We start from the raw sequence: 21508 nt of genomic DNA, 5'->3' as shown, positions 1-21508 counted from the left end.
TAATGATAGTCTATTTCCACAAAACTGTCCTTTTCATGCTATAATAAAATCATACAGATATTTTTCTATCTTTCACAAGGAGGAACGATATGTCATCCATTGCTATTATTGGTGGTACCGGTGTGTACGATCCAAATATGTTTGAAACTATGACGGAATCTTCGCTTATGACACCCTATGGTGAGATTCACTATGTGTGTGGTACGTATGAAGGCAAGACGGTATATTTCTTAGCTCGTCATGGTCGAGATCATTCTATTCCACCGCATAAGATTAACTATCGTGCTAATATTTGGGGGCTTAAAAAATTAGGCGTGAAATACATTGTTTCTACCACAGCAGTAGGTTCTTTGGATCAAAACTTTGGACCTGGTCATTTTGTGTTGACGGACCAATTCCTAGACTTTACGAAAAACCGTGTGAATACCTTCTATGAAGGAGGCGATCGTCCGGTGGCGCATGTGGATGTGACAGAACCATATAGCCCTGAGTTGCGAGGTATTGTAGAAAGCGCAGCTAAATCCTTAGGCTTAACGGTTCACAATGGTGGCACGTACGTATGTACAGAGGGGCCTCGTTTTGAATCTCCTGCTGAAATCCGCATGTATGCTATGTTAGGGGGCCAAACAGTGGGTATGACAAACGTACCGGAAGTGACCTTAGCGAATGAAGCGGAAATGGCATATATGACAATTTCCATGGTCACAAACTACGCCGCAGGTATTTCTGAATCTGCATTGACCCATGGCGAAGTGGTGGACATGATGCAACAAATGGCAGAGCAATTACAATTGCTTGTGAAAGAAGTCATCAAAGGCATCGATGTGAATGCTGATTATCCTGCTCATCACCGTATGGCTGAGTATGGTGGCTTTCAATTATAATCTATGGTGAAGAATCTAAAAGGAGAACGCCAATGCAATCTTTAATTCGAGATATTTCATTAGCCGCTGAAGGTCGTAAAAAAATCGACTGGGTAGCTAATTTCATGCCTACTTTGAACACATTAGGGGACCGTTTTGAAAAAGAGCAAACTTTCAAAGGTCAAACTATCGTTGTGTCCGTCCATTTAGAGGCGAAAACTGCGTACTTATCTACGGTGTTGCAACGTGGTGGTGCGGATGTGATCGTCACAGGTTCCAACCCATTGTCTACGCAAGATGATGTGGCGGCAGGACTGGTAGATATGGGCTTAACTGTATATGCTTGGTACAACTGTACAGATGAAGAATATACGATGTTCTTGAATAAAGCACTGGATCATAAACCTCATATCATCATCGATGACGGTGGAGATTTAGTAAGCTTGTTACATACAATACGAACTGATGCAAAAGAACGTTTGTTGGGCGGTAGTGAAGAAACCACAACAGGTGTACACCGTTTGAAAGCCTTGGCTGAAGCGGAACAGTTGACATTCCCAATGATCGCTGTGAACGATTCTAACTGTAAATACTTATTCGACAATCGTTATGGTACAGGCCAATCTGTTTGGGATGGTATTATGCGTACTACGAACTTGACGGTAACAGGCAAAAATGTAGTGGTTGCTGGTTACGGTTGGTGCGGTAAAGGTGTGGCACTTCGTGCCAAAGGTCTAGGCGCTCACGTGTATGTAACAGAAGTAGACCCAATTAAAGCCATCGAGGCTGTATTTGATGGTTTCAAAGTATTACCAATGGTGGAAGCTGCTAAAATCGGTGATATTTTCTGTACTGTCACAGGTTGTAAAGACGTTATTACAGAAGAGCACTATGCCGTGATGAAAGACCGTGCTGTGCTTTGTAATGCAGGGCATTTCGATTGCGAAGTAAATGTGAAAGATTTAGAAGCCATGGCTGTATCTCATGAACGAGTTCGTCAGAATATCGAATCCTACCATATGCAAGACGGTCGTCAATTGTATGTACTAGCAGAAGGTCGCCTTGTGAACTTAGCAGCAGGGGATGGACATCCAGCAGAAATTATGGACTTGTCCTTTGCTATGCAGGCATTAGCAGCGGAGTACATCTTACATCATGGCGCAGATATGGCAGATGATGTGCATGTATTACCATATGAAGTAGACGCGGAAATTGCGAAACTGAAATTGCAATCCATGGGCTATGACTTAGATACATTGACACAAGAACAGTACGATTATTTGTATACTGTGAATTAATAGTGGTGAAAATTTGTTGATACAAAGTAAATAAAAGTTCAATTGTGTTAAACTGGCGATGAAAATGCTAACTTTCGTCGCCAGTTTTAATATGGCAAAGTAGTAGATTGGATCATATTTCTAAAAGGATATAATTGTTATCAGAACCTATCTATTCCTATATTTACTATTCAAAAAAGATGTTTGTCCGCCTGATGAATACAAAAATAAGAAAAATATACGCTATGGGTTTACTAAATAAACTCATAACTAAATTCTTATATTTATATTTGACAAACTACTCATGTTACATTCATAATAGGAAAGCATAGATTTTCTATAGAGTTATCACTTGTTCTTTAAGCTGATAAAGTGAAAAAGGTAAAGATGACTTTCACAGTTAGAAAATCCAAAAGAGGAATTTTAAGAAGGAAGGGTGTAACATGAAAAAATCCATGTTCAAACGTGCACTAGCATTGGGTGCTACAGCTATTTTAGCCGCGGCAATCGCTGGTTGCGGTGGCAATAGTTCATCAACAAACAATGCAAATGAAGCAAAAGTAGCTTTACTGACAACTACGTCTGGCGCGGCAGCTGCCTATGGCGAATCTATTAAGAATGGTGCAGAGTTAGCGGTAGCACAAATTAACGCAGATGCTAACAATGTAAAAATTAATTTGTTAGTGGAAGATACAAAAGGTGACAAAAACGAAGCCATCAATGCGATGAACAAAGTGATTGCTAAAGATAAAGTCGTAGCTGTCATCGGACCTATGTTATCTGGTGAAATGATGGCGGCAGGACCGATTGCTAACAAAAATAAAGTCGTAGCATTGGGTACTTCTACAACTGCAGAAGGCATCACTGATATCGGAGATTATATTTTCCGTAATGCTGTACCAGAATCTTTGGCAGTAGATGCAGCGATTCGTCAATCTCATAAAGTATTAGGTTTCAAAACAGCAGCGATTATGTATTCCAACAACAATGACCAAATGGTTTCTGTAAACAATACAGCGAAAAAAGCATTGGAATCTGAAGGGGTTCAAATTGTAGCGACAGAAACATTTGCTGATAAAGATACAGATTTCTCTGCACAGTTGACTAAAATTCAACAAGCAAAACCTGACATTATCATCGTTGCCTCCTTGTACCAAGAAGGGGCATTGATTATGAAAAAAATGCGTGAACTTGGTATGAACCAACCAGTAGTAGGTTCTAATGGCTTCAACAGTCCAGCATTTATTAAAAATGCAGGCGCTGCTGCTGATGGTGCTATCGTTGGTACACCTTGGTTCCCTAACAAAGATGACCAAAAAGTTCGCGACTTCCGCAAAGCTTATGTAGAAAAATATGGTCATGAACCAGATCAATTTGCAGCACAAGCATATGATGCTGTATTCTTGTACGAAGCAGCTTTAAAAGCAGCAGGTTCTACAACAGATCGGGAAAAATTCCGTAATGCCTTAAAAGGTATTAAAGACTTCGTAGGGGTAACTGGTAAATTCCAATTCAACGAAAAGCGTGACCCATCTATGGAAGTTCAAGTTTTACAAATTAAAAACGGTCAGTTCGACGCATTACAAAAATAGGAGTTACACGATGTTTTTACAGCAATTAGTGAATGGCCTTACTTTAGGCAGTCTCTATGCAGTATTAGCGATCGGATTGACACTGGTTTTTGGTGTGTTGAACATCATCAACATGGCTCACGGAGGCATCTTTATGATAGGTGCCTTCGTGGGTTTATTTATGGTGACAGTCTTTGAAGCTAATATCTTCGTAGCCATCCTTGTGGCTATGCTCGTAGGGGCAATTCTTGGATATTTGTTAGAGTTTGTGGCACTTCGTCCACTTCGTAAGAAAAATGTATCCCATTTGGCGCCATTGATTTCCACAATTGGCGTATCTATTTTTATTGAAAGTATAGCCTTGCTTGTATGGGGCCCACAAACACGTTCTTTCCCACCAGATTTTATTGGTGGACTTATCGATTTTGGTATGTTCAAAATCTCTATGGTTCAAATCATTGGTCTTGGCGTATCTATTGTGTTAATGTTGATTTTAAATGTACTCATTAAAAAAACTAAAATCGGTAAAGCCATTCGTGCTGTATCCTTGAGTACGGAAACTGCATCTCTATTGGGTATTAACCCTACTTTGGTTATTTCTGTAACAGTGATGCTCGCTTCTGCGTTAGGTTCTGCAGCTGGTGTATTAGTTGGCTTATCTTTCGATGCCGTAGAGCCTATGATGGGTGTTGTCATCGGATTTAAAGGATTAGCTGTATTAATCTTGGGTGGTCTTGGAAATATTACCGGTGCCATGGTAGGTGGATTCATCTTAGGTGTATCAGAAGTATTCTCTGTTGCTTATGGAGCATCTTCTTACCGTGATGCTGTAGCCTTTGGGTTAATCATTCTCTTATTGTTCTGGAGACCACAAGGGTTATTCGGATCCAAAGATAAGGGGGGACGACCATGAGTGAAATTTTAAATCCATATTATCTACAAATTGTAATGTTCTTCATTATTAATGCCATTATGGGTATTTCCATTTTCTTCACCCTTTCTACAGGGCAGTTGACATTGGGAGCGGCTGGTTTCATGAGCGTAGGTGCCTACGTAGGTGCTTTACTTACTCTGAAAGTTGAAATGCCGATTCCGATTGCTATCTTCATTGGTGGTATCGTAGCGGCCTTAGTAGCTATTGTGATTGGTTTACCTACGACACGTTTGAAAGGCTTATACTTGGCGATTGCAACGTTAGGCTTTGGTGAAGTAGTGCGTGTTATCTTCTTGAACTTAGAAGTGACACATGGTGCACTAGGACTTTCGGGGATTCCAGCTATTGCGCAAGAATTGACAAATTATGTGTATGAATTTGATATGGACGGTTTGTTAGATATCGATGCATTAACATGGGGTAACTTGTTGACCATCATCATTTTGCTAGTTATTTTAGCATTGATTATTCTGTTCTGCTTACGCATCCACAATAGTCGTGTAGGTCGTGCATTCCAAGCGATTAAAGCAGATGACCATGCAGCAGAATTAATGGGAATCAATGTAGTGTATTACAAAATGTTAGCCTTTGTCATCGGTGCTTTTATTGCCGGTGTTGGCGGTGGTTTGTATGCGCATATTACAAACTTTATTAACCCTACAGATTTTAGCTATCACAAAGTAGTACAAATTTTATTGTTCCCAGTCTTTGGTGGCTCTAATGTAGTATGGGGATCTGTACTAGGCTCTTTCATTTTGACATTGCTACCAGAAGTATTACGTTTCTTAGCAGACTATCGTGATATTATTTATGGTGCCTTGTTGGTGATCTTGATGGCTGTTCGCCCAGATGGTATTTTGACAGAAGAATTAATGGACAAAATCTATCGTAAAGTAGGTGTAAATAAGAAACCATACATTCCAGAATCACAAGTATTAACAGAACGCTTTGAAGCTTATAAAACACAGAGCAAGTCTGGTCAAGAATAGGAGGTAACCATGCTATTACAATTAGATGATGTAAGTAAAAGCTTTGGCGGTGTGGCTGCCTTGACAGGGGTTACCTTCCAAGTGAATCAAGGGGAAGTCTTTGGTGTTATTGGACCTAATGGTGCTGGTAAAACTACGTTATTCAACTTAATTACTGGAGTGTTCCCTGTAAGTACTGGTAATATTGTCTTTGACGGTATGAATGTAGTGGGCATAAAACCACATCGTACGGTGGAAATGGGCATTGCTAGAACGTTCCAAAATATTCGCCTTTTTGGTAATATGACGGCCTTGGAGACAGTGCTGACAGGTATGCATTGTCGTACAGGTTCTGGAGTATTGTCTAGTTTCTTCCATACAAAACGCCAACGCATTGAAGAAGAGCGTTGCCGTGGTATTGCCTACGAGTTTTTAAAATTGGTTGGGTTAGAGGAAGATGCTGAAGAAGTAGCTACATCCTTACCATATGGTAAGCAACGTCGTTTAGAAATTGCTCGTGCTTTAGCAACGCATCCACAATTGATTTTATTGGATGAGCCTGCGGCAGGTATGAACGATAGTGAGACAGAGGTGTTGCGCCAATTGATCGGAAAAATCCGTGATTTAGGTATTACTGTGGTGGTCATCGAGCATGATATGGCGTTGATGATGAATATTTGTGACCGCTTAGCAGTGTTGAACTTCGGCAAAAAGATTGCAGAAGGAACTCCACAAGAAATTCAAAACAATCCAGATGTAATCGAAGCGTACTTAGGAAAGGAGGAATAATATGTTAAAAATTGAAAATGTAGTAGCTGGTTATGGTCATATAACAGCCTTAAAATCTATTAACTTAGAAGTTCCTCAAGGTTCTATTGTATCTTTGATTGGTGCCAATGGTGCTGGTAAATCGACAACCATGCGTTCTATCATGGGTTTAGTAAAACCTACAGAAGGTCGCATTACCTTTGAAGGTAAAGATATTACATCTATGAAAACCCATGATATTGTGAAATCTGGTATTTCCCTCGTCCCAGAAGGTCGTCAAATATTACAAGATATGAGTGTTTACGAAAATCTAGAAATGGGAGCCTATATTCGTAAGGATGCTGAAATCAACGATGATATTAAAAAAGTGTTCAAACGATTCCCTATTCTTGACGAACGTAGTTACCAATTAGGTGGTACCTTATCTGGTGGACAACAGCAGATGCTTGCCATTGGTCGTGCTTTAATGGCTCGTCCGAAACTGTTGTTACTAGATGAACCATCCATGGGTTTGGCGCCTTTGGTAGTGAATGAAATCTTTGAAGTTATCAAAGAGATTAGCGCCGAAGGAACGACAGTATTGTTAGTAGAGCAAAACGTACGTCAAGCTTTGAAAATCGCTGACTATGCATATGTATTAGAAACAGGTAAAATCGTTCTTTCAGGACCAGCCGAAGAAATTCGTCACGACCCTAGAGTGATGGAAGCATACTTAGGCGGTAAAGTAGAATAGAATACTCTAAAATAATTAGCAGATATACAATCCATTATGGTTGTGTATCTGCTTTTTAGTTTAAGTGTTTTCGATTTGTGGTTGCTGCCGATAGAAAGTGACTATATGTATACTATCATAAGAGTGTGCAGAATCTATTCTTTACAATATAAAGAAAATTGAATGGTGATAAAAACTATTGTGTATACATGAGCTACATGTCTTGTAGGAGAATGATTTTTCTTGTAAACTAGTATTATAAATATAAAATATATAACTAATATAGGAAGGTGTTTACTATGAGTATGGCAGCAAAACAAGCGCGTGGGAAAAAAGCAAATGATGTTATCTTTGCGACAAATTCACAAGCTCAAGAGGCAGCGAAACAATATGGCAAAGAAAATGTATTAATTGGAACTGTCGGATCTATCCTAGATGAAAATGGCGATATTGTTTTCTTGAAGGTGGTAGAAGATGAGTTTCGTAATTTGCCACGTAATGAATATGTTGCATATGCACCGATTGAAGGGTTAAAAGAGTTTGTGGAAGCATGTAAACAAGAATGTTTTGGACAATCTCGGCCAGATGCCTATATTGAAGGGATAGCCACAGCGGGTGGTACAGGTGGTATTCATCACTTGGTTCACAATTATACAGAACTAGGTGATAAGGTAATCACCGCTGATTGGTACTGGGGGGCATACAAGCAAATATGCCAAGATAATGGACGAGAATTAGTTACATACCCACTATTTGATGAGAACTATAAGTTCAATTTTGAAGCTTTGCAATCTTTAGTGCTAGATATTGCTGAGAAACAAGAAAATGTGGTAGTTATTTTTAACACACCTGGCAATAATCCAACAGGGTTTTCCTTGTGCGACAGCGATTGGGATAATGTATTAGACTTAGTGAAAGGTATAGTGAATACAGGTAAAAATAAAGTTATTATTGGTGTAGATGCTGCGTATATTGATTTCTCCGGACCTAAAGAAGATGTACGTCGATTCTTTAAAAAGTTTGAGCATTTGTCAAAAGATATTTTAACAGTTGTATGCTATAGTATTTCAAAAGGATTCACCATGTATGGTCAACGTGTTGGTTGTATGTTAGGTATTACTTCTGATAAAGAAGTGGCACAGGAGTTTTTTGATATTAACCAAATGACATCTCGTGGTACTTGGTCTAACATTAATAGACCTGCTATGCGTACGGTTGCTAATATCGTGCTTGATCCTGAAAAATTAAAGCGTTATGAAGAGGAACGTAATTGCTACTCTCGTCTCGTAGAAGAACGGGCAGGTATCTTGGAATGTGAAGGAAAAGCGATTGGCTTACCAATGTTGCCATACATGGGTGGCTTCTTTGCAACAATTCCAAGCGATAATCCAAAGGCCTTGGCAGATGAATTGAAAAAAGAAAATGTATTTTTAATTCCTGTAGCAGGTGGTGTTCGCATTGCTGTATGTTCCATTCCTAAAAGACAAATTACTGGATTGGCACAGCGAATTTACGATGCTATGAAACGAGTGGGGCAATTATAAACTAAGAGAAAAATAGAGACAATAGAATAGTTACTATAGAAGTGATAAAAAGATAGTTGAATCAATGATTTGGCTATCTTTTTTTGTTTTAAAATTAGTAAGTATAAGGATTAGGGATGCACTGTTTAATTGGATATCATTTTATATAAATATTGGCAAAATATGTAAAATTACTCCCACTTTTTACCACCTTTTTTAAATAATAAAATGTTCGATATTAAAGTGAAATATACGAACATATTAATAAATATTAGCAATAATGTTCGGTAGTAATGAGTATGAGAAAATAATATGTATAAATATCTATTAAATTAGTATTTGTTTGTTGTTAAAAGTGGGGAATTGTGGTAAAATTTACCATATAGTGGTAATAAGGGCGAGAAGGTGTAGGAAAAGGAGGTGTCCTTGCTATGTTTAAAGGTGAATTTTCACATACAATTGATAGTAAAGGACGTATGATAGTTCCTGCCAAAATGCGTGAACAACTAGGTGATACCTGTGTTGTTACTAGATATTTTGATAACACCTTAGCCATTTACACACAAGAAAAGTTTGATGAAATTGCAAAAAAATTAAGTTCTCAAAGCTCTAATAAAGCCAACCAACGTGGATTAGTGCGTTTTTTTGTAGGTGGTGCTGCTGACCTTGAGTTTGATAAACAAGGTCGTGTACTAATACCTAGTAATCTTCGTGCTCATGGGGAATTAAAAAAAGATGTAGTTGTAGTTGGTAATGGTGAACGCATCGAGATTTGGAGTAAAACTCGTTGGGAAGCGTATAACAACGAAATTTATGGTAATATTGAGGCGATGGCAGAAGAACTTGATTTGGACGATATTGGATTTTAAGTGAGGCATTATGGACTTTCATCATGTGAGTGTATTACTCAGTGAAACGCTAGACGGATTGGCAATTAAACCAGATGGAACCTATGTGGATTGTACATTAGGTGGTGGTGGACATTCCCACGCTATTGGAGAACGGTTATCCTCAAAAGGTATGATTGTTGGTTTAGATCAAGACGTAGCGGCATTAGAGGCAGCCTCTCAGAGATTATCTGATTTGTCTTGCCAGGTGAAAGTGATTCAAACAAATTTTTCTAACTTAAAACAAGCTTTACAAGAGTCAGGTATTTATGAAGTAGATGGATTTGTATTCGATTTAGGGGTTTCTAGTCATCAATTAGATACAGCGGATCGAGGGTTTTCTTATATGCAAGATGGACCTTTGGATATGCGTATGAATCAAAGTGGATCCTTAACGGCAGAAAGAATAGTAAATACCTATTCGAATGATGACTTGTATCGTATTATCTGGGACTATGGGGAAGAGCGTTGGGCGAAACGAATTGTTCAATTTATTGTGGAAGCTAGAGAAGAATCGCCTATAGTGACTACATTTCAGCTGGTGGATATCATTAAACGTGCCATACCTGCAAAGGCTAGACAAGATGGTCCGCATCCAGCAAAACGAACCTTTCAAGCACTTCGTATCGAAGTGAATCAGGAGCTTCAAATTTTGCATGATGCTTTTGTAGATGCTACATCCATGCTAAAGCCTGATGGAAGAATAGCTGTGATTACATTTCACTCTCTAGAGGATAGAATCACCAAACAAACTTTTAAAGAATTATCTCAAGGTTGCACATGTCCACCTAATTTACCAGTCTGTGTATGTCATCATGTGCCAACAGTGAAAGCTAAGAATAAGGCTGTAGAGCCAAGCAAAGAAGAAGTAGGAGTAAATCCACGGTCCCGTAGTGCCAAGTTAAGGGTAGCCGTAAAATTATAGTTAGGAGGAATATTTATGTTAGTGCGAAAGGCCGCGTATTGGGAACAATCAGCGCCCTATGTTGAACCAGTCAGAAGAAAGAAATCCAATACCCCTGACTTTATTATGGATCTTACGCCAGATATGCGACACTGTTTGGCTACAGTTCTTATGGGAATTGTATTCGGTATGATTTGTTTGTTATTAACTGGTGTCACAGAAAATACAAGAAAAGAAACTGTCAATCTACAAGATCAAATAGTTTTAGAAAATCGCACTAATTATGAGTATAATCTAGTATTAGCAGAGTTAAAATCTCCTACACGCATTCAAAAGATTGCGCAACAAAAACTTGGCATGGTATTACCAGATAATTTCGTTTACACTAGCAAGAATACAGTGGAAGAACGTAATGTTACGATGAAAAAGGATATTAGAGAATAATGAAGGCAGTCCTTTTGGGCTGCTTTCACTTTGATTGGAGGAATGCAGATGAAACGAGTGGAAGAAATAGTAAAAATTGTATCTCCTAAGAAGGTAGAAGGTCCTGTAACATCTGTAGTAAGTCATATTACTGCGGATTCCAGAACAGTGCAAGAAGGAAGTTTATTTATATGTTTAGTAGGTGCTACTGTCGATGGTCATAGCTTTGTGAATAAGGCTATAGAGGATGGGGCTGTGGCGATTATTGCATCAAAACCAGTCATAGTACCAGATAATGTAACCGTTCTATACGTAGACGATACGCGTCAAGCTTTGCAAGATGCTGTTCCATTCTTCTATGATTATCCAGCTTCTAAAATGCGGATGATTGGTGTAACCGGAACAAATGGTAAAACTACAACTACACATATTATTGGACATATGCTACGATCCCAAGGTTATACAGTGGGGATTATTGGTACAGTTCATATTTTGATTGATGATCAATCTTATCCAATTCATAATACAACTCCAGATGTAGCGGATTTACAGCAAATTTTACAGCAAATGGTGGATGCTGGTGTGACACATTGTATTATGGAAGTATCTTCTCATGCGCTAGCATTAGGTCGTACGGCGGGGGTAGAGTACGATACAGCTGTATTTACTAATTTAACTCAAGATCATTTGGATTTTCATAAGACATTCGATAATTATTTAGCAGCAAAATCTAAGCTATTTAAACAAGTAAGTGCATCCTATCAGATGAAAGAAGGTAAAGGCGCTGTTATAAATGTAGATGATGATTACGGTCAAGCTATTGTAGATGTGACTACAGCACCTATGATTACGTATAGTACAGAAGGTAAAGGTACTATGAATGCCTCTGAGTTAGCTATTACTGCTAAATCTTCTAAGTTCAACTTGTCCTATGATGGAAAAAGCTATTCAATTTCCACGAAAATTGCGGGTATGTTCAATGTGTATAATACCTTGGCTGCGGTAGGAGCGGCTTTATATGAAGGATTGACGATGGAGGAGATTGTAAGTGCTTTAACTACTTTTACGGCCGTGCCAGGACGTTTTGAGCTCATTGAAGAAGGACAAGATTTTGCAGTGGTTGTTGATTATGCACATACACCAGATGGACTAGAAAACATTTTACAAACAGCGAAGAAAATTATTGATAACCGTATTTTAGTTGTTTTTGGTTGCGGTGGTGATCGAGATGCTACGAAACGTCCAATCATGGGGCGTATTGCAGCACAGTTTGGAGATCGAGTGTTTGTGACTTCCGATAACCCACGTACAGAAGATCCTATACAAATTGTAAAAGATGTAGAAGTAGGGGTGAAAGAAGGATTACATGATGCTGTGACTTATGAAGTGATTGTAGACCGCCGTGAAGCTATTCATAAAGCAATCGGAGAGGCGACTACTGGAGATGTAGTTATTATTGCTGGTAAAGGTCATGAAGATTATCAAATTTTAAAAGATGAAACGATTCATTTTGATGATCGTGAAGTGGCAAGAGAAGCCTTGAAGGAGAAATAATATGGCACAATTTACAGTGCAAGAAGTTCTAGAGGCAACACAAGGGTTCTATGCAGGAACAAGTACTTGTTCCTTTGCTGATGTATCAACTGATACCCGTACAATTGGAAAAAATGGATTATTTGTTGCTTTGGAAGGAATGACATTTGATGGTCATGACTTCTTAACAGTTGCCAAAGAACGTGGTGCTACAGGTGCTGTAGTAAAACGAGGAAAAACGATAGAGGGCTTAGTCTGTATTGAAGTAGAAGATACACTGCAGGCGTATCAGCAGTTAGCAACCTATCATCGTAGACGCTTTCCTATCCCTATTATTGGAATCACTGGTTCCTCTGGGAAAACAACAACAAAAGAAATGATTAGTGCTGTATTGGAAAAAGCTTTTACAGTATTAAAAACAGAGAAAAATTATAATAATGAAATTGGTGTTCCAAAGATGTTATTGCAATTGACGGAAGATCATGATGTATGCGTTCTTGAAATGGGGATGCGTGGGCTTGGTCAAATTGCTGAATTAGCGGAGATTGCAGAACCTACAATAGGAGTTATTACTAATGTAGGTACTAGCCATATTGAACTATTAGGGTCTCAAGAAAATATTGGAAAAGCTAAGCAAGAATTGATAGAAGCATTACCGAGTACGGGGGCAGCTGTGTTGAATCATGATGATTCTTTTGTATTGCCTATGGAACAGGTAACGGATGCAAAGGTTATGACCTATGGTATGCAAGAGGGTTCTCACGTACAAGGGACTCAATTAGAATATACATCAAAAGGCATTAATTTTACTGTTCGGGATACTTCTGGTGAATGGAAAGTATTTTTGCCAATGATTGGTATTCACAATGTATATGATGCTTTATCCGCTATTGCAGTTGGCACGATTTTGGGTGTACCAAAAGCTGAAATTGTGGAAGCTTTTAAAGAATTTCCAGGAATTCCAATGCGTCAAGAAATTGTAGCATTTCCAACCTTTACAGTTCTGAATGATGCGTATAATGCGAACCCAAATAGTATGGCAGAATCCATTCGTGCCATGAGTCAATTACAAGGAGCTCGTAAAATAGCTATGCTAGGAGATATGTTAGAATTGGGAGACCATTCTAAACTAGCTCATGAAGAGATTGGTAAACTTCTTGGAGAAGAGCACTATGATATGGTATTTACTTTTGGTGATATGATGAAAACCACTGCTTCTATAGCTAAACAAGTGGGTGTTCCTTATGTGTATGTAGGGAAAAGTCATCTTGATATTGCCAATGCCTATTATGATGTAAAACGAGATGGCGATGTGATTCTAGTAAAAGGATCTCGTGGTCTTAAAATGGAACGTATTATAGAAGATTTTAAAGAACGACATGAATAAGTAAGGAGACATGTGACATGAATATGGACTATGCATTAGCCTTTGGCTTAGCCCTAGTAAGTACATTAGTATTCGGTAAAATAGGGATTCCTCTATTGCAGCGATTGAAAGCACAACAGTCGATTCGTGAAGATGGACCTCAGGCACATTTAGCTAAAGCTGGGACACCAACAATGGGCGGATTATTTATGATGCTAGCTTTAGTCATTACAGTTTGCATAGTACCACCCTATTCTGTAACATTGTGGATGCTATTATTTTTAACCTTAGGCCATGGTGCATTAGGATTTAGTGATGATTTTATCAAAGCTGTCAAACGTCGTAACTTAGGATTAACGGCAAAACAAAAATTACTAGGTCAAGCGGTATTGGCTGTCATATTTTGTTATATCTCAATCGCCTATGCAGCCTTGCCAACTACTTTGTGGATTCCTTTAGTGGATATCACTGTAGATCTTGGGTATGCCTATTATGCGCTAGCTTTTATTATTATATTGGGAACCACTAATGCTGTTAATTTAACAGATGGCTTAGATGGATTAGCAACTGGTATTTCTGCTATTGCAGGGGCTGCCTTTGCAGTGGTAGGATTATTAGTAGGTTCTTTAAGTGTTACCTTCTTTGGTATTGTCGTAAGCGCAGTTTGCTTAGGATTCTTATATTTCAATGCGAATCCAGCTAAAGTGTTTATGGGTGATACAGGCTCCTTAGCATTAGGTGGTGCTTTTGCAGGGATGGCTATTGCCACAAAAACAGAACTTCTATTAATTGTGATAGGCTTTGTATTTGTAGTAGAAGCATTATCTGTTATTTTACAGGTAGCATCTTTTAAAACTAGAGGGGTTCGTATTTTCCGTATGAGTCCGATTCACCATCACTTTGAATTAGGTGGTTGGAGTGAGCGAAAAGTAGTATATGTATTCTGGGCTGTCTCTTTAGTAATGGCTTTCTTAGGTATAGTACTGTTAAGCATGAAATAATATAGATTACGGCTCTACTAGTAAGGGCCGTTATTCTTGCATATAGGGTTAGGTGGTTAGAATGGATTATTCAGGTTCTCATGTATTGGTATTAGGTGCGGGACTTAGTGGTATTGGTGTAGCCCATACATTGGCTAAATTAGGCGCTACTGTAACGCTTAATGATTATAAAAAAATTGATTTTGATCAGACTGAAAGTCAGCGTTTGGCAGAGAGTCATATAGAAGTGATTACAGGGCAACAAGATTTTGTGTTGCTAGATACCGCTACAAGAGTGGTTGTATCACCTGGTATTTCTTTAGAGATACCTATTATTCAAGAGGCGAAAAAAAGAAATATTCCCGTAGTAGGGGAAGTAGAAATTGCTTATGAAGTATCAAAAGCTCCAATTTTAGGCGTCACAGGTACGAATGGTAAAACGACAACGACTTCTTTGTTGGCAGAAGTATTGAAAGAAGCAAAATGGGATGTTTATGTAGGTGGTAATATTGGTTACTCTTTGAGTGAACAAGCCTTGGCAGTACCTGAAACAGGTGTATTAGTAGCAGAGCTTTCATCTTACCAATTAGAGAGTATAGATAAGTTTCGCACTAAAGGGGCTATCTTGCTAAATGTGACACCAGACCATTTGTTACGCCATAAAACCATGGAACGATACCAAGAGGCAAAAGAAAATATTTTCCGTAACCAAGAATTAGGGGACTGGACAGTATTAAACTTTGATTCTCCGATTGTGGCAGATATGGCAAAACGAGTAAAAGGACATGTGTTAGGAATTAGCCAAGAAAGACCTGTCACAGATGGAGCTTATTTTGACAATAATACATGTTATGCAGTGATGCAAGGGAAAGCAGTCCCAATTATCACTACAAAAGATATTCATATCCCAGGATCTCACAATATTGAAAATATTCTGAGTGTTATTGCCTTAACATATGCATTGGGTGTAGCTGTAGAAGATATCCATCAGGCTATTGCAAAATTTCATGGTGTAGCTCATCGTTTGGAACGCATTCGTACCTTGCATGGAGTTACCTATTATAACGATTCTAAAGCAACTAATACGGATTCCACTATTAAAGCCTTAGAATCCTTTACCTCACCTCTTGTGTTGATTGCAGGTGGTAAAGATAAAATGACAGATCTGGAAGAAATGATGGAGTTAGTGAAAACTAATGTAAAAGAGCTAATTCTTATTGGTGAAGCAGCACAACGTTTTGCAGAAGCTGCTGTCAAAGTGGGAGTGCCACACATTCATCGTTGTGAATCTATGGAAGAGGCAGTATCCCTAAGTGCTCGTATTGCGGAAGATGGGGATGTAGTATTATTATCTCCGGCTTGTGCAAGTTTCGATTGGTATGCACGATTTGAAGATAGAGGAGATCACTTCCGAAGATTGGTAGAACGATTGTAAGGGGATATACATGAATATCATGATTTCAGGTGGCGGTACTGGAGGACACATTTATCCAGCCCTCACGATTTATAAAACATTAGAAACAATGGTAGATGCTAACTTTCTCTATGTAGGAACTGAAAGAGGCCTAGAGTCCCGTATTGTTCCTAAAGAAGGAATTCCATTTACCACATTGCCGGTACAAGGTTTACAGCGTACATTATCTTTAGATACATTGGTTACTGTAGGAAAAACGATATCATCTTTATGGAAAGCGAATCGCTTAATTTCTAAGTTTCAACCAGATATTGTGATTGGTACTGGTGGCTATGTATGTGGTCCTTTATTATTAGCAGCTGCTTTGCGTGGAATTCCTACATTAATCCAAGAACAAAATGTAGTGCCAGGTATAACGAATAAAATTTTAAGTCGCTTTGTAGATGTGGTAGCGGTAGGATATGAAGAAGCGACTCCACATTTTCCGAATGCAAAGCAAGTAGTGTATACAGGGAACCCTGTGCGCCCCAATGTGGTGACTGCGAATCGAGAAGAAGCTAGGGCGTATTTCGGCTTACAAGAAACACAAACAGCTATTTTAGTAGCTGGTGGATCCCGTGGTGCACGGAGTATTAATAAGGCTATGCTAGCTGTCCATGAACATTATAAAGGTAGAGAGGATATTAAAATTATTCATGCTACAGGAACTGATGAATACAGTCATGTTTGTGAAAGCTTAGGTATACAAGAGGGGGGGGGTTACAGCCCAACATCATATATTGTCCCTTACTTAGATAATATGGATATGGCCATGGCTGCATCAGATATGGCTATTTTCCGATCAGGAGCAATTGGCTTGGCAGAATTGGCTGTACGTGGTATACCATCTATTTTAATTCCTTACCCTTATGCAGCTGCTGACCATCAAACTTTCAATGCAAAAGCATTTGTAGAGGCAGGTGCTTCTACGATGATAGTAGATAAAGAGTTAGATGGTACAAGATTATTACAATCGGTAGATGCTATGTTAGAGGATCAAGAATGTCGCCAACGCATGGCCCAAGCTACATTACAATTAGGAAAGCCTAAGGCAGCTATAGAAATTGCTACATTGGCTCTATCCATTAAGAGATTATAGGAAGGAGTATCTCTATGTTAGATACCTATCAACGTATACATTTAATCGGAATTGTAGGCTCTGGCATGCGTGCTATTGCGCATGTATTGATTGAAAAAGGGTTTATTGTATCTGGTTCCGATATTCAAGAATCGGCTGTTACAGAAAAATTTAGACAAGCAGGGGCTACTATTTTTATGGGGCATGATGCTGCACATGTAGAAGGAGTAGATGTGGTCATCCGCTCTACTGCTATCAATGATGATAATCCTGAAATTCTAGGGGCTAGAGAACGAAATATTCCAATTTTACACCGTTCTGATGTGGTGAAAGCAGTGTTAGATGAAACCTATGGCATTGCTGTTGCTGGTGCGCATGGTAAGACTACAACTACGTCTATGATTGGGCAAATTTTTATGGAAGCAAACCAAGATCCAACCATCATCATTGGTGGAGAAGTTGATTATTTAAATGGTAGTAGCCATGTAGGTACAGGTAAATATAGTATCGCTGAAGCTGATGAAAGTGATGGGTCTTTCTTGCATTTAAATCCTAAACGCATTGTGATCACGAACATTGAAAATGACCATATGGACCATTATCGAACGGTAGAAAACTTATTACGAGCTTTCACAGAGTTTTCTATGAAGTTACCAGAAGATGGTATTGCTGTGGTATGTGGTGATAATCCTTCGATTCGACGGATTATGCCAGATATTAAACGTCAATGTATTACTTATGGTTTAGGAGCAGGCAACGATTATCGCATTGACAACTTACGTATTGAACAAGGGATTACGACCTTCGAAGTAGTCCATAAAGATGCCGTGTTAGGCACGTTACGATTAGCAGTACCAGGTCAACATAATGCGTTGAATGCACTAGGAGCACTTGTAGTAGCTTTGGGAGAAGGAATCTCCTTTGAAGTAGCTGCTCAAGCCTTGCGTAAATTTATTGGAGCTAAGCGTCGCTTTGAGACAAAAGGGCATGTAAAAGATGTTTGGGTTGTAGATGATTATGCACATCATCCTACAGAAATTGCAGCCACAATTAAAGCGGCAAAATCTTTGGAAGATCATCGTGTTGTGATTTTATTCCAACCGCATCGGTATAGTCGTACAAAGCTGTTGCTGCGTGAATTTGGGACCGCCTTTAAAGAAGCTGACTTAGTTTTCATTACAGATATTTATAGTGCTGGTGAAAAACCTGAGGCGGGGATTGATGGTATGTCCATCCCATTGATGATTAAAGAATTGACAGGTAAAGAGATTCATTATGTGGCAGATGTAAATGACTTGCCACAAACTGTGTTAGAGTATGTTCAAGCCAATGATTTAGTCATCACTATGGGGGCAGGTAATATTAATCAATTTGGACCTAAATTATTAGCTTTATTGGAGGAAAAATAAAGTGAAGGATAAACGTATTATTGTCCTCATGGGAGGACCATCAAAAGAAGCTGATGTATCTAGAAGGACGGCTACGGCTATTGCAGAAGCATTACAAAGCAAAGGGTATGCAGCTACAACATTAGAATGCAATCCTAGTACAGTAGTACAAGATTTACAAAATTTAAATTGTGATGTTGTATTTAATGCGATTCATGGCAAATATGGTGAAGATGGAGCCTTGCAAGGGGCCCTTGAAATGGCAGGTATTCCTTATACAGGCTCCGGTGTTATGGCTCATGCTGTAGGTATGAATAAAAAAATGAGCAAGCATGTATTTTTGGGGGCTCAGATTCCCACAGCAAATTCAAAATCCTATGATAATCAATTAGAATCTGTGGATGCAATCATAGAAGATATTCACGCTAACTTTAAAGTGCCATTTGTGGTCAAAGCAGCTAGTCAAGGTTCTAGTATTGGTGTAGCGATTATTAAAGATGAAGCCACTGTTGATGCAGAAGTAAAACAAGTATTAGACATAGACCATGTCATCGTAGTAGAAGAATTTGTAGATGGTAGAGAATTTACTGTATCTGTATTAGATGGTAAAGCTTTACCAGTGATTGAAATTCGACCACATTCTGGTGAATATGATTATGCTTCTAAATACACAACTGGTGCTACGGATTATTTAGTGCCAGCACCAATTACAAAAGAACAAGCTGCTACTATGCAACGCATTGGCGAAGCTGTATATCAACAAATGCAATGCGCCGGTGTCATTCGTGTGGACATTATGATGAACAGCACAGATGACATGTTTGTACTGGAATATAATACAGTACCGGGTATGACGGCTACATCTTTAGTACCTAAAGCAGCAAAAGCTATAGGAATTGAATTTCCTGAATTGTGCGAACAAATTCTTCATTCAGCTGGATTGCATAAATTTTAGGAGTAGCTATGAATGTAAATGGATTTCAAGAACAGAGGGGACAAAGAGTGCCTCCATATAGGGAACATCCAACTAGTGAAAGACCAATCCATCCTATAGAAGAGGAAGATAATCCTTGGGAAGTTGTCACTATAGATACACCTGAAGGGCCTAAACGTGTACGACGTAGACGAAAACAAAAACCGACACGAAGATCCAAACCAGCAATTTGGAAAATTGTAGTAGGAGCATTCATTTTAATTGGTATTTTTACATTACCATTACCTATTGGGCAAATTCAGGTTAATGGAACAGAACAATTAACTTCGGAAGATGTGGTAGCTATTGGTGATTTAGGATATCCAGTCAATATTTTGCGCGTACGAACAGGTGCGTTAGAAGAACGATTGCAAAAAGATATGCGGGTAGATACTGCGCATGTGTCCTATGCCTTACCGTTGACATTGCAAGTCGATATAAAAGCTCGTAAAGCCGTAGTTGTAGTGCCATCACAATTTGGATTTGTAGCGTTGGATAGACAGGGGATGGTTATTGCTAGTAGCCCTACTATTCCAGATACCACAGTTCCTATTATTTCAGGCGTTCGTTTAGGAAATGCATTATTAGGTGATACTATAGAAGCAGCGGGTATTCGAGTAGCTATTGCATATATGGAAGCATTCACTGAGGATAAGCGCAAACAAATTGGTGAAATTAATGTAGGTGATGCTGAAAAAATCATTGCCTATACAGTTGATGGGTTGCCAATTCATATTGGTGATCAAAACAATTTAGAAGAAAAAGCAAAAATAACGACAGATATGCTAGTAGATATTGCACAGCGCCATGTCAATGCTGAATATATTGATGTTAATATTAAAACCCCTTTTATTAAAACACAATAAAGGAGCATAAAGTTGAAACAAGGGCGAATAGCCATAGCTGCAGTGAGTATGATTGTAGGAGTTATGCTTGTTACGCAGTACAAAATGACACAAACCATTGCGGAAGGCAATGTAAACTTGCAAAGAAGTGGAGAATTAGCCTTAAAGATTAATTCTCTTCAAGAAGAACGAGCAGGTCTAAGAAAGCAAATTGCTACTATGAAAGAAGAAGGAAGTTTAGAGGGAATTAAAGAAGAAAATAGAGTATTATCTCTTAGGGCTTCCTTAGTCGATGTAGAAGGACCCGGAGTTGTCTTAACAATAACGGATAGTAAGACTCCCGTAAAAGATGGAGAAAACCCAAATTTATATTTAATTCATGATGAAGATATGTTGCGTATTGTAAATGAACTAAGAGCAGCTGGTGCAGAGGCAATCTCTATTAATGATCAACGGCTAATAGGAACATCAGAAATACGTTGTTCTGGTCCTACGATTACCGTGAATGGAAAGATTTTTGCTCCTCCTTTTATTATAAAAGCTATTGGTGATACTAAAACATTACACTCCTCTTTGACCATGCGCGGTGGGGTGGTGGAGTCTCTCAAATATTGGGGGATTGAAGTAAAAATTCAAGATGAAGCTCATATAACAGTCCCTGCTTATGATGGAACAATGAAACAAAATTACATCAAAGTGAAGGGGGGACAATAATGGTATATGTATGGATTCTAGGGGGCTTAGTCTTAGGGGTTGCTATCGGAATCATAAGCCCTTTTGATGTGCCTGTATCGTATGCAAAATATACTTCTGTCGCCCTATTAGCAGCATTAGACTCTGTTTTTGGCGGCACTAGAGCAGCTATTGAAAGAACTTTTCAATTATCTATTTTTATTACGGGATTCTTTTCTAATTCCTTACTAGCTGCGGTCTTAGTATTCTTAGGAAATGCAGTGGGTATAGACTTATACTATGTAGCATTGATTTCATTTGGGTTGCGACTGTTTCAAAATACGGCAGCTATACGTAGATTATTATTAACAAAACGACTACATACATAGA

General features: G+C 38.7%; 21 protein-coding genes. All 21 read left to right on the top strand.

What is annotated here, in order from left to right; all coding sequences use genetic code 11:
* Positions 1–89: 89 nt before the first annotated feature.
* A complete protein-coding gene (gene mtnP, locus EO114_RS05305; RefSeq protein WP_009353014.1) occupies positions 90–884 on the top strand; it encodes an S-methyl-5'-thioadenosine phosphorylase in 795 nt (264 codons plus the stop codon).
* Between the two features lie 32 nt (positions 885–916).
* The gene (locus EO114_RS05300) at positions 917–2161 is read left to right on the top strand and encodes an adenosylhomocysteinase (RefSeq protein WP_127061945.1); all 1245 of its coding nucleotides are present in this window, start codon (positions 917–919) and stop codon (positions 2159–2161) included.
* 422 nt (positions 2162–2583) lie between these two features.
* The gene (locus EO114_RS05295) at positions 2584–3732 is read left to right on the top strand and encodes an ABC transporter substrate-binding protein (RefSeq protein WP_127011080.1); all 1149 of its coding nucleotides are present in this window, start codon (positions 2584–2586) and stop codon (positions 3730–3732) included.
* A gap of 10 nt (positions 3733–3742) precedes the next feature.
* The gene (locus EO114_RS05290) at positions 3743–4624 is read left to right on the top strand and encodes a branched-chain amino acid ABC transporter permease (RefSeq protein ID WP_009353024.1); all 882 of its coding nucleotides are present in this window, start codon (positions 3743–3745) and stop codon (positions 4622–4624) included.
* Positions 4621–5634, top strand: coding sequence for a branched-chain amino acid ABC transporter permease (locus EO114_RS05285; RefSeq protein WP_127061942.1), 1014 nt, complete (start codon positions 4621–4623; stop codon positions 5632–5634). The genes EO114_RS05290 and EO114_RS05285 overlap by 4 nt, the downstream gene beginning before the upstream one ends.
* A gap of 9 nt (positions 5635–5643) precedes the next feature.
* Positions 5644–6402, top strand: a complete 759-nt coding sequence (locus EO114_RS05280; RefSeq protein ID WP_009353016.1) for an ABC transporter ATP-binding protein — start codon at positions 5644–5646, stop codon at positions 6400–6402.
* 1 nt (position 6403) lies between these two features.
* Entirely contained in the window at positions 6404–7114 is a 711-nt protein-coding gene (locus EO114_RS05275) for an ABC transporter ATP-binding protein (RefSeq protein ID WP_009353026.1), read from the top strand.
* A gap of 278 nt (positions 7115–7392) precedes the next feature.
* On the top strand, positions 7393–8637 hold the full coding sequence (locus EO114_RS05270) for an aminotransferase class I/II-fold pyridoxal phosphate-dependent enzyme (protein WP_127061940.1): 1245 nt from the start codon (positions 7393–7395) through the stop codon (positions 8635–8637).
* 410 nt (positions 8638–9047) lie between these two features.
* Positions 9048–9485 (top strand): division/cell wall cluster transcriptional repressor MraZ, encoded by a 438-nt coding sequence (mraZ, locus tag EO114_RS05265; RefSeq protein WP_009353022.1) that lies wholly within the window; start codon positions 9048–9050, stop codon positions 9483–9485.
* 10 nt (positions 9486–9495) lie between these two features.
* Entirely contained in the window at positions 9496–10428 is a 933-nt protein-coding gene (gene rsmH / locus EO114_RS05260) for a 16S rRNA (cytosine(1402)-N(4))-methyltransferase RsmH (RefSeq protein ID WP_127061938.1), read from the top strand.
* A gap of 15 nt (positions 10429–10443) precedes the next feature.
* Positions 10444–10851 carry a hypothetical protein gene (locus tag EO114_RS05255; RefSeq protein ID WP_127061936.1) on the top strand — a complete coding sequence of 136 codons (408 nt, stop codon included), beginning with the start codon at positions 10444–10446 and terminating at the stop codon, positions 10849–10851.
* Positions 10852–10899: 48 nt separating this feature from the next.
* Positions 10900–12384: a UDP-N-acetylmuramoyl-L-alanyl-D-glutamate--2,6-diaminopimelate ligase gene (locus EO114_RS05250; protein WP_127061934.1), complete on the top strand. Its 1485-nt coding sequence runs from the start codon at positions 10900–10902 to the stop codon at positions 12382–12384.
* Position 12385: 1 nt separating this feature from the next.
* Positions 12386–13750, top strand: coding sequence for a UDP-N-acetylmuramoyl-tripeptide--D-alanyl-D-alanine ligase (gene murF / locus EO114_RS05245; RefSeq protein ID WP_009354194.1), 1365 nt, complete (start codon positions 12386–12388; stop codon positions 13748–13750).
* Positions 13751–13767: 17 nt separating this feature from the next.
* Complete coding sequence (gene mraY, locus EO114_RS05240; RefSeq protein ID WP_127061932.1) at positions 13768–14730, top strand: phospho-N-acetylmuramoyl-pentapeptide-transferase; 963 nt, start codon at positions 13768–13770, stop codon at positions 14728–14730.
* Positions 14731–14791: 61 nt separating this feature from the next.
* Positions 14792–16144, top strand: a complete 1353-nt coding sequence (gene murD / locus EO114_RS05235; protein ID WP_127061930.1) for a UDP-N-acetylmuramoyl-L-alanine--D-glutamate ligase — start codon at positions 14792–14794, stop codon at positions 16142–16144.
* A 10-nt stretch (positions 16145–16154) separates the two neighbouring features.
* Positions 16155–17261: an undecaprenyldiphospho-muramoylpentapeptide beta-N-acetylglucosaminyltransferase gene (gene murG, locus EO114_RS05230; RefSeq protein WP_127061928.1), complete on the top strand. Its 1107-nt coding sequence runs from the start codon at positions 16155–16157 to the stop codon at positions 17259–17261.
* 14 nt (positions 17262–17275) lie between these two features.
* Entirely contained in the window at positions 17276–18649 is a 1374-nt protein-coding gene (murC, locus tag EO114_RS05225; RefSeq protein WP_127061925.1) for a UDP-N-acetylmuramate--L-alanine ligase, read from the top strand.
* A gap of 1 nt (position 18650) precedes the next feature.
* Complete coding sequence (locus EO114_RS05220) at positions 18651–19583, top strand: D-alanine--D-alanine ligase (protein ID WP_127061923.1); 933 nt, start codon at positions 18651–18653, stop codon at positions 19581–19583.
* Between the two features lie 8 nt (positions 19584–19591).
* A complete protein-coding gene (locus tag EO114_RS05215) occupies positions 19592–20467 on the top strand; it encodes a cell division protein FtsQ/DivIB (RefSeq protein WP_127061921.1) in 876 nt (291 codons plus the stop codon).
* Positions 20468–20479: 12 nt separating this feature from the next.
* Positions 20480–21160 (top strand): DUF881 domain-containing protein, encoded by a 681-nt coding sequence (locus EO114_RS05210; RefSeq protein WP_127061919.1) that lies wholly within the window; start codon positions 20480–20482, stop codon positions 21158–21160.
* Complete coding sequence (locus EO114_RS05205; RefSeq protein WP_009354202.1) at positions 21160–21507, top strand: small basic family protein; 348 nt, start codon at positions 21160–21162, stop codon at positions 21505–21507. Before EO114_RS05210 ends, EO114_RS05205 begins: the two co-directional genes overlap by 1 nt.
* Position 21508: the final 1 nt, after the last annotated feature.

The sequence above is a fragment of the Veillonella sp. 3627 genome (assembly GCF_003992195.1).
GTDB lineage: Bacteria > Bacillota > Negativicutes > Veillonellales > Veillonellaceae > F0422.
This window is presented reverse-complemented; position numbering and strand designations above follow the sequence as displayed.

Bases quoted from the DNA above. Each gene is read 5' to 3' on its own strand.
- mraY (WP_127061932.1), top strand. From the start codon at position 13,768: ATGAATATGGACTATGCATTAGCCTTTGGCTTAGCCCTAGTAAGTACA.
- murG (WP_127061928.1), top strand. From the start codon at position 16,155: ATGAATATCATGATTTCAGGTGGCGGTACTGGAGGACACATTTATCCA.
- EO114_RS05290 (WP_009353024.1), top strand. From the start codon at position 3,743: ATGTTTTTACAGCAATTAGTGAATGGCCTTACTTTAGGCAGTCTCTAT.
- EO114_RS05280 (WP_009353016.1), top strand. From the start codon at position 5,644: ATGCTATTACAATTAGATGATGTAAGTAAAAGCTTTGGCGGTGTGGCT.
- EO114_RS05295 (WP_127011080.1), top strand. From the start codon at position 2,584: ATGAAAAAATCCATGTTCAAACGTGCACTAGCATTGGGTGCTACAGCT.
- EO114_RS05250 (WP_127061934.1), top strand. From the start codon at position 10,900: ATGAAACGAGTGGAAGAAATAGTAAAAATTGTATCTCCTAAGAAGGTA.
- mraZ (WP_009353022.1), top strand. From the start codon at position 9,048: ATGTTTAAAGGTGAATTTTCACATACAATTGATAGTAAAGGACGTATG.
- EO114_RS05270 (WP_127061940.1), top strand. From the start codon at position 7,393: ATGAGTATGGCAGCAAAACAAGCGCGTGGGAAAAAAGCAAATGATGTT.
- mtnP (WP_009353014.1), top strand. From the start codon at position 90: ATGTCATCCATTGCTATTATTGGTGGTACCGGTGTGTACGATCCAAAT.
- murF (WP_009354194.1), top strand. From the start codon at position 12,386: ATGGCACAATTTACAGTGCAAGAAGTTCTAGAGGCAACACAAGGGTTC.
- murC (WP_127061925.1), top strand. From the start codon at position 17,276: ATGTTAGATACCTATCAACGTATACATTTAATCGGAATTGTAGGCTCT.
- EO114_RS05300 (WP_127061945.1), top strand. From the start codon at position 917: ATGCAATCTTTAATTCGAGATATTTCATTAGCCGCTGAAGGTCGTAAA.
- EO114_RS05205 (WP_009354202.1), top strand. From the start codon at position 21,160: ATGGTATATGTATGGATTCTAGGGGGCTTAGTCTTAGGGGTTGCTATC.
- EO114_RS05275 (WP_009353026.1), top strand. From the start codon at position 6,404: ATGTTAAAAATTGAAAATGTAGTAGCTGGTTATGGTCATATAACAGCC.
- rsmH (WP_127061938.1), top strand. From the start codon at position 9,496: ATGGACTTTCATCATGTGAGTGTATTACTCAGTGAAACGCTAGACGGA.
- EO114_RS05215 (WP_127061921.1), top strand. From the start codon at position 19,592: ATGAATGTAAATGGATTTCAAGAACAGAGGGGACAAAGAGTGCCTCCA.
- murD (WP_127061930.1), top strand. From the start codon at position 14,792: ATGGATTATTCAGGTTCTCATGTATTGGTATTAGGTGCGGGACTTAGT.
- EO114_RS05255 (WP_127061936.1), top strand. From the start codon at position 10,444: ATGTTAGTGCGAAAGGCCGCGTATTGGGAACAATCAGCGCCCTATGTT.
- EO114_RS05285 (WP_127061942.1), top strand. From the start codon at position 4,621: ATGAGTGAAATTTTAAATCCATATTATCTACAAATTGTAATGTTCTTC.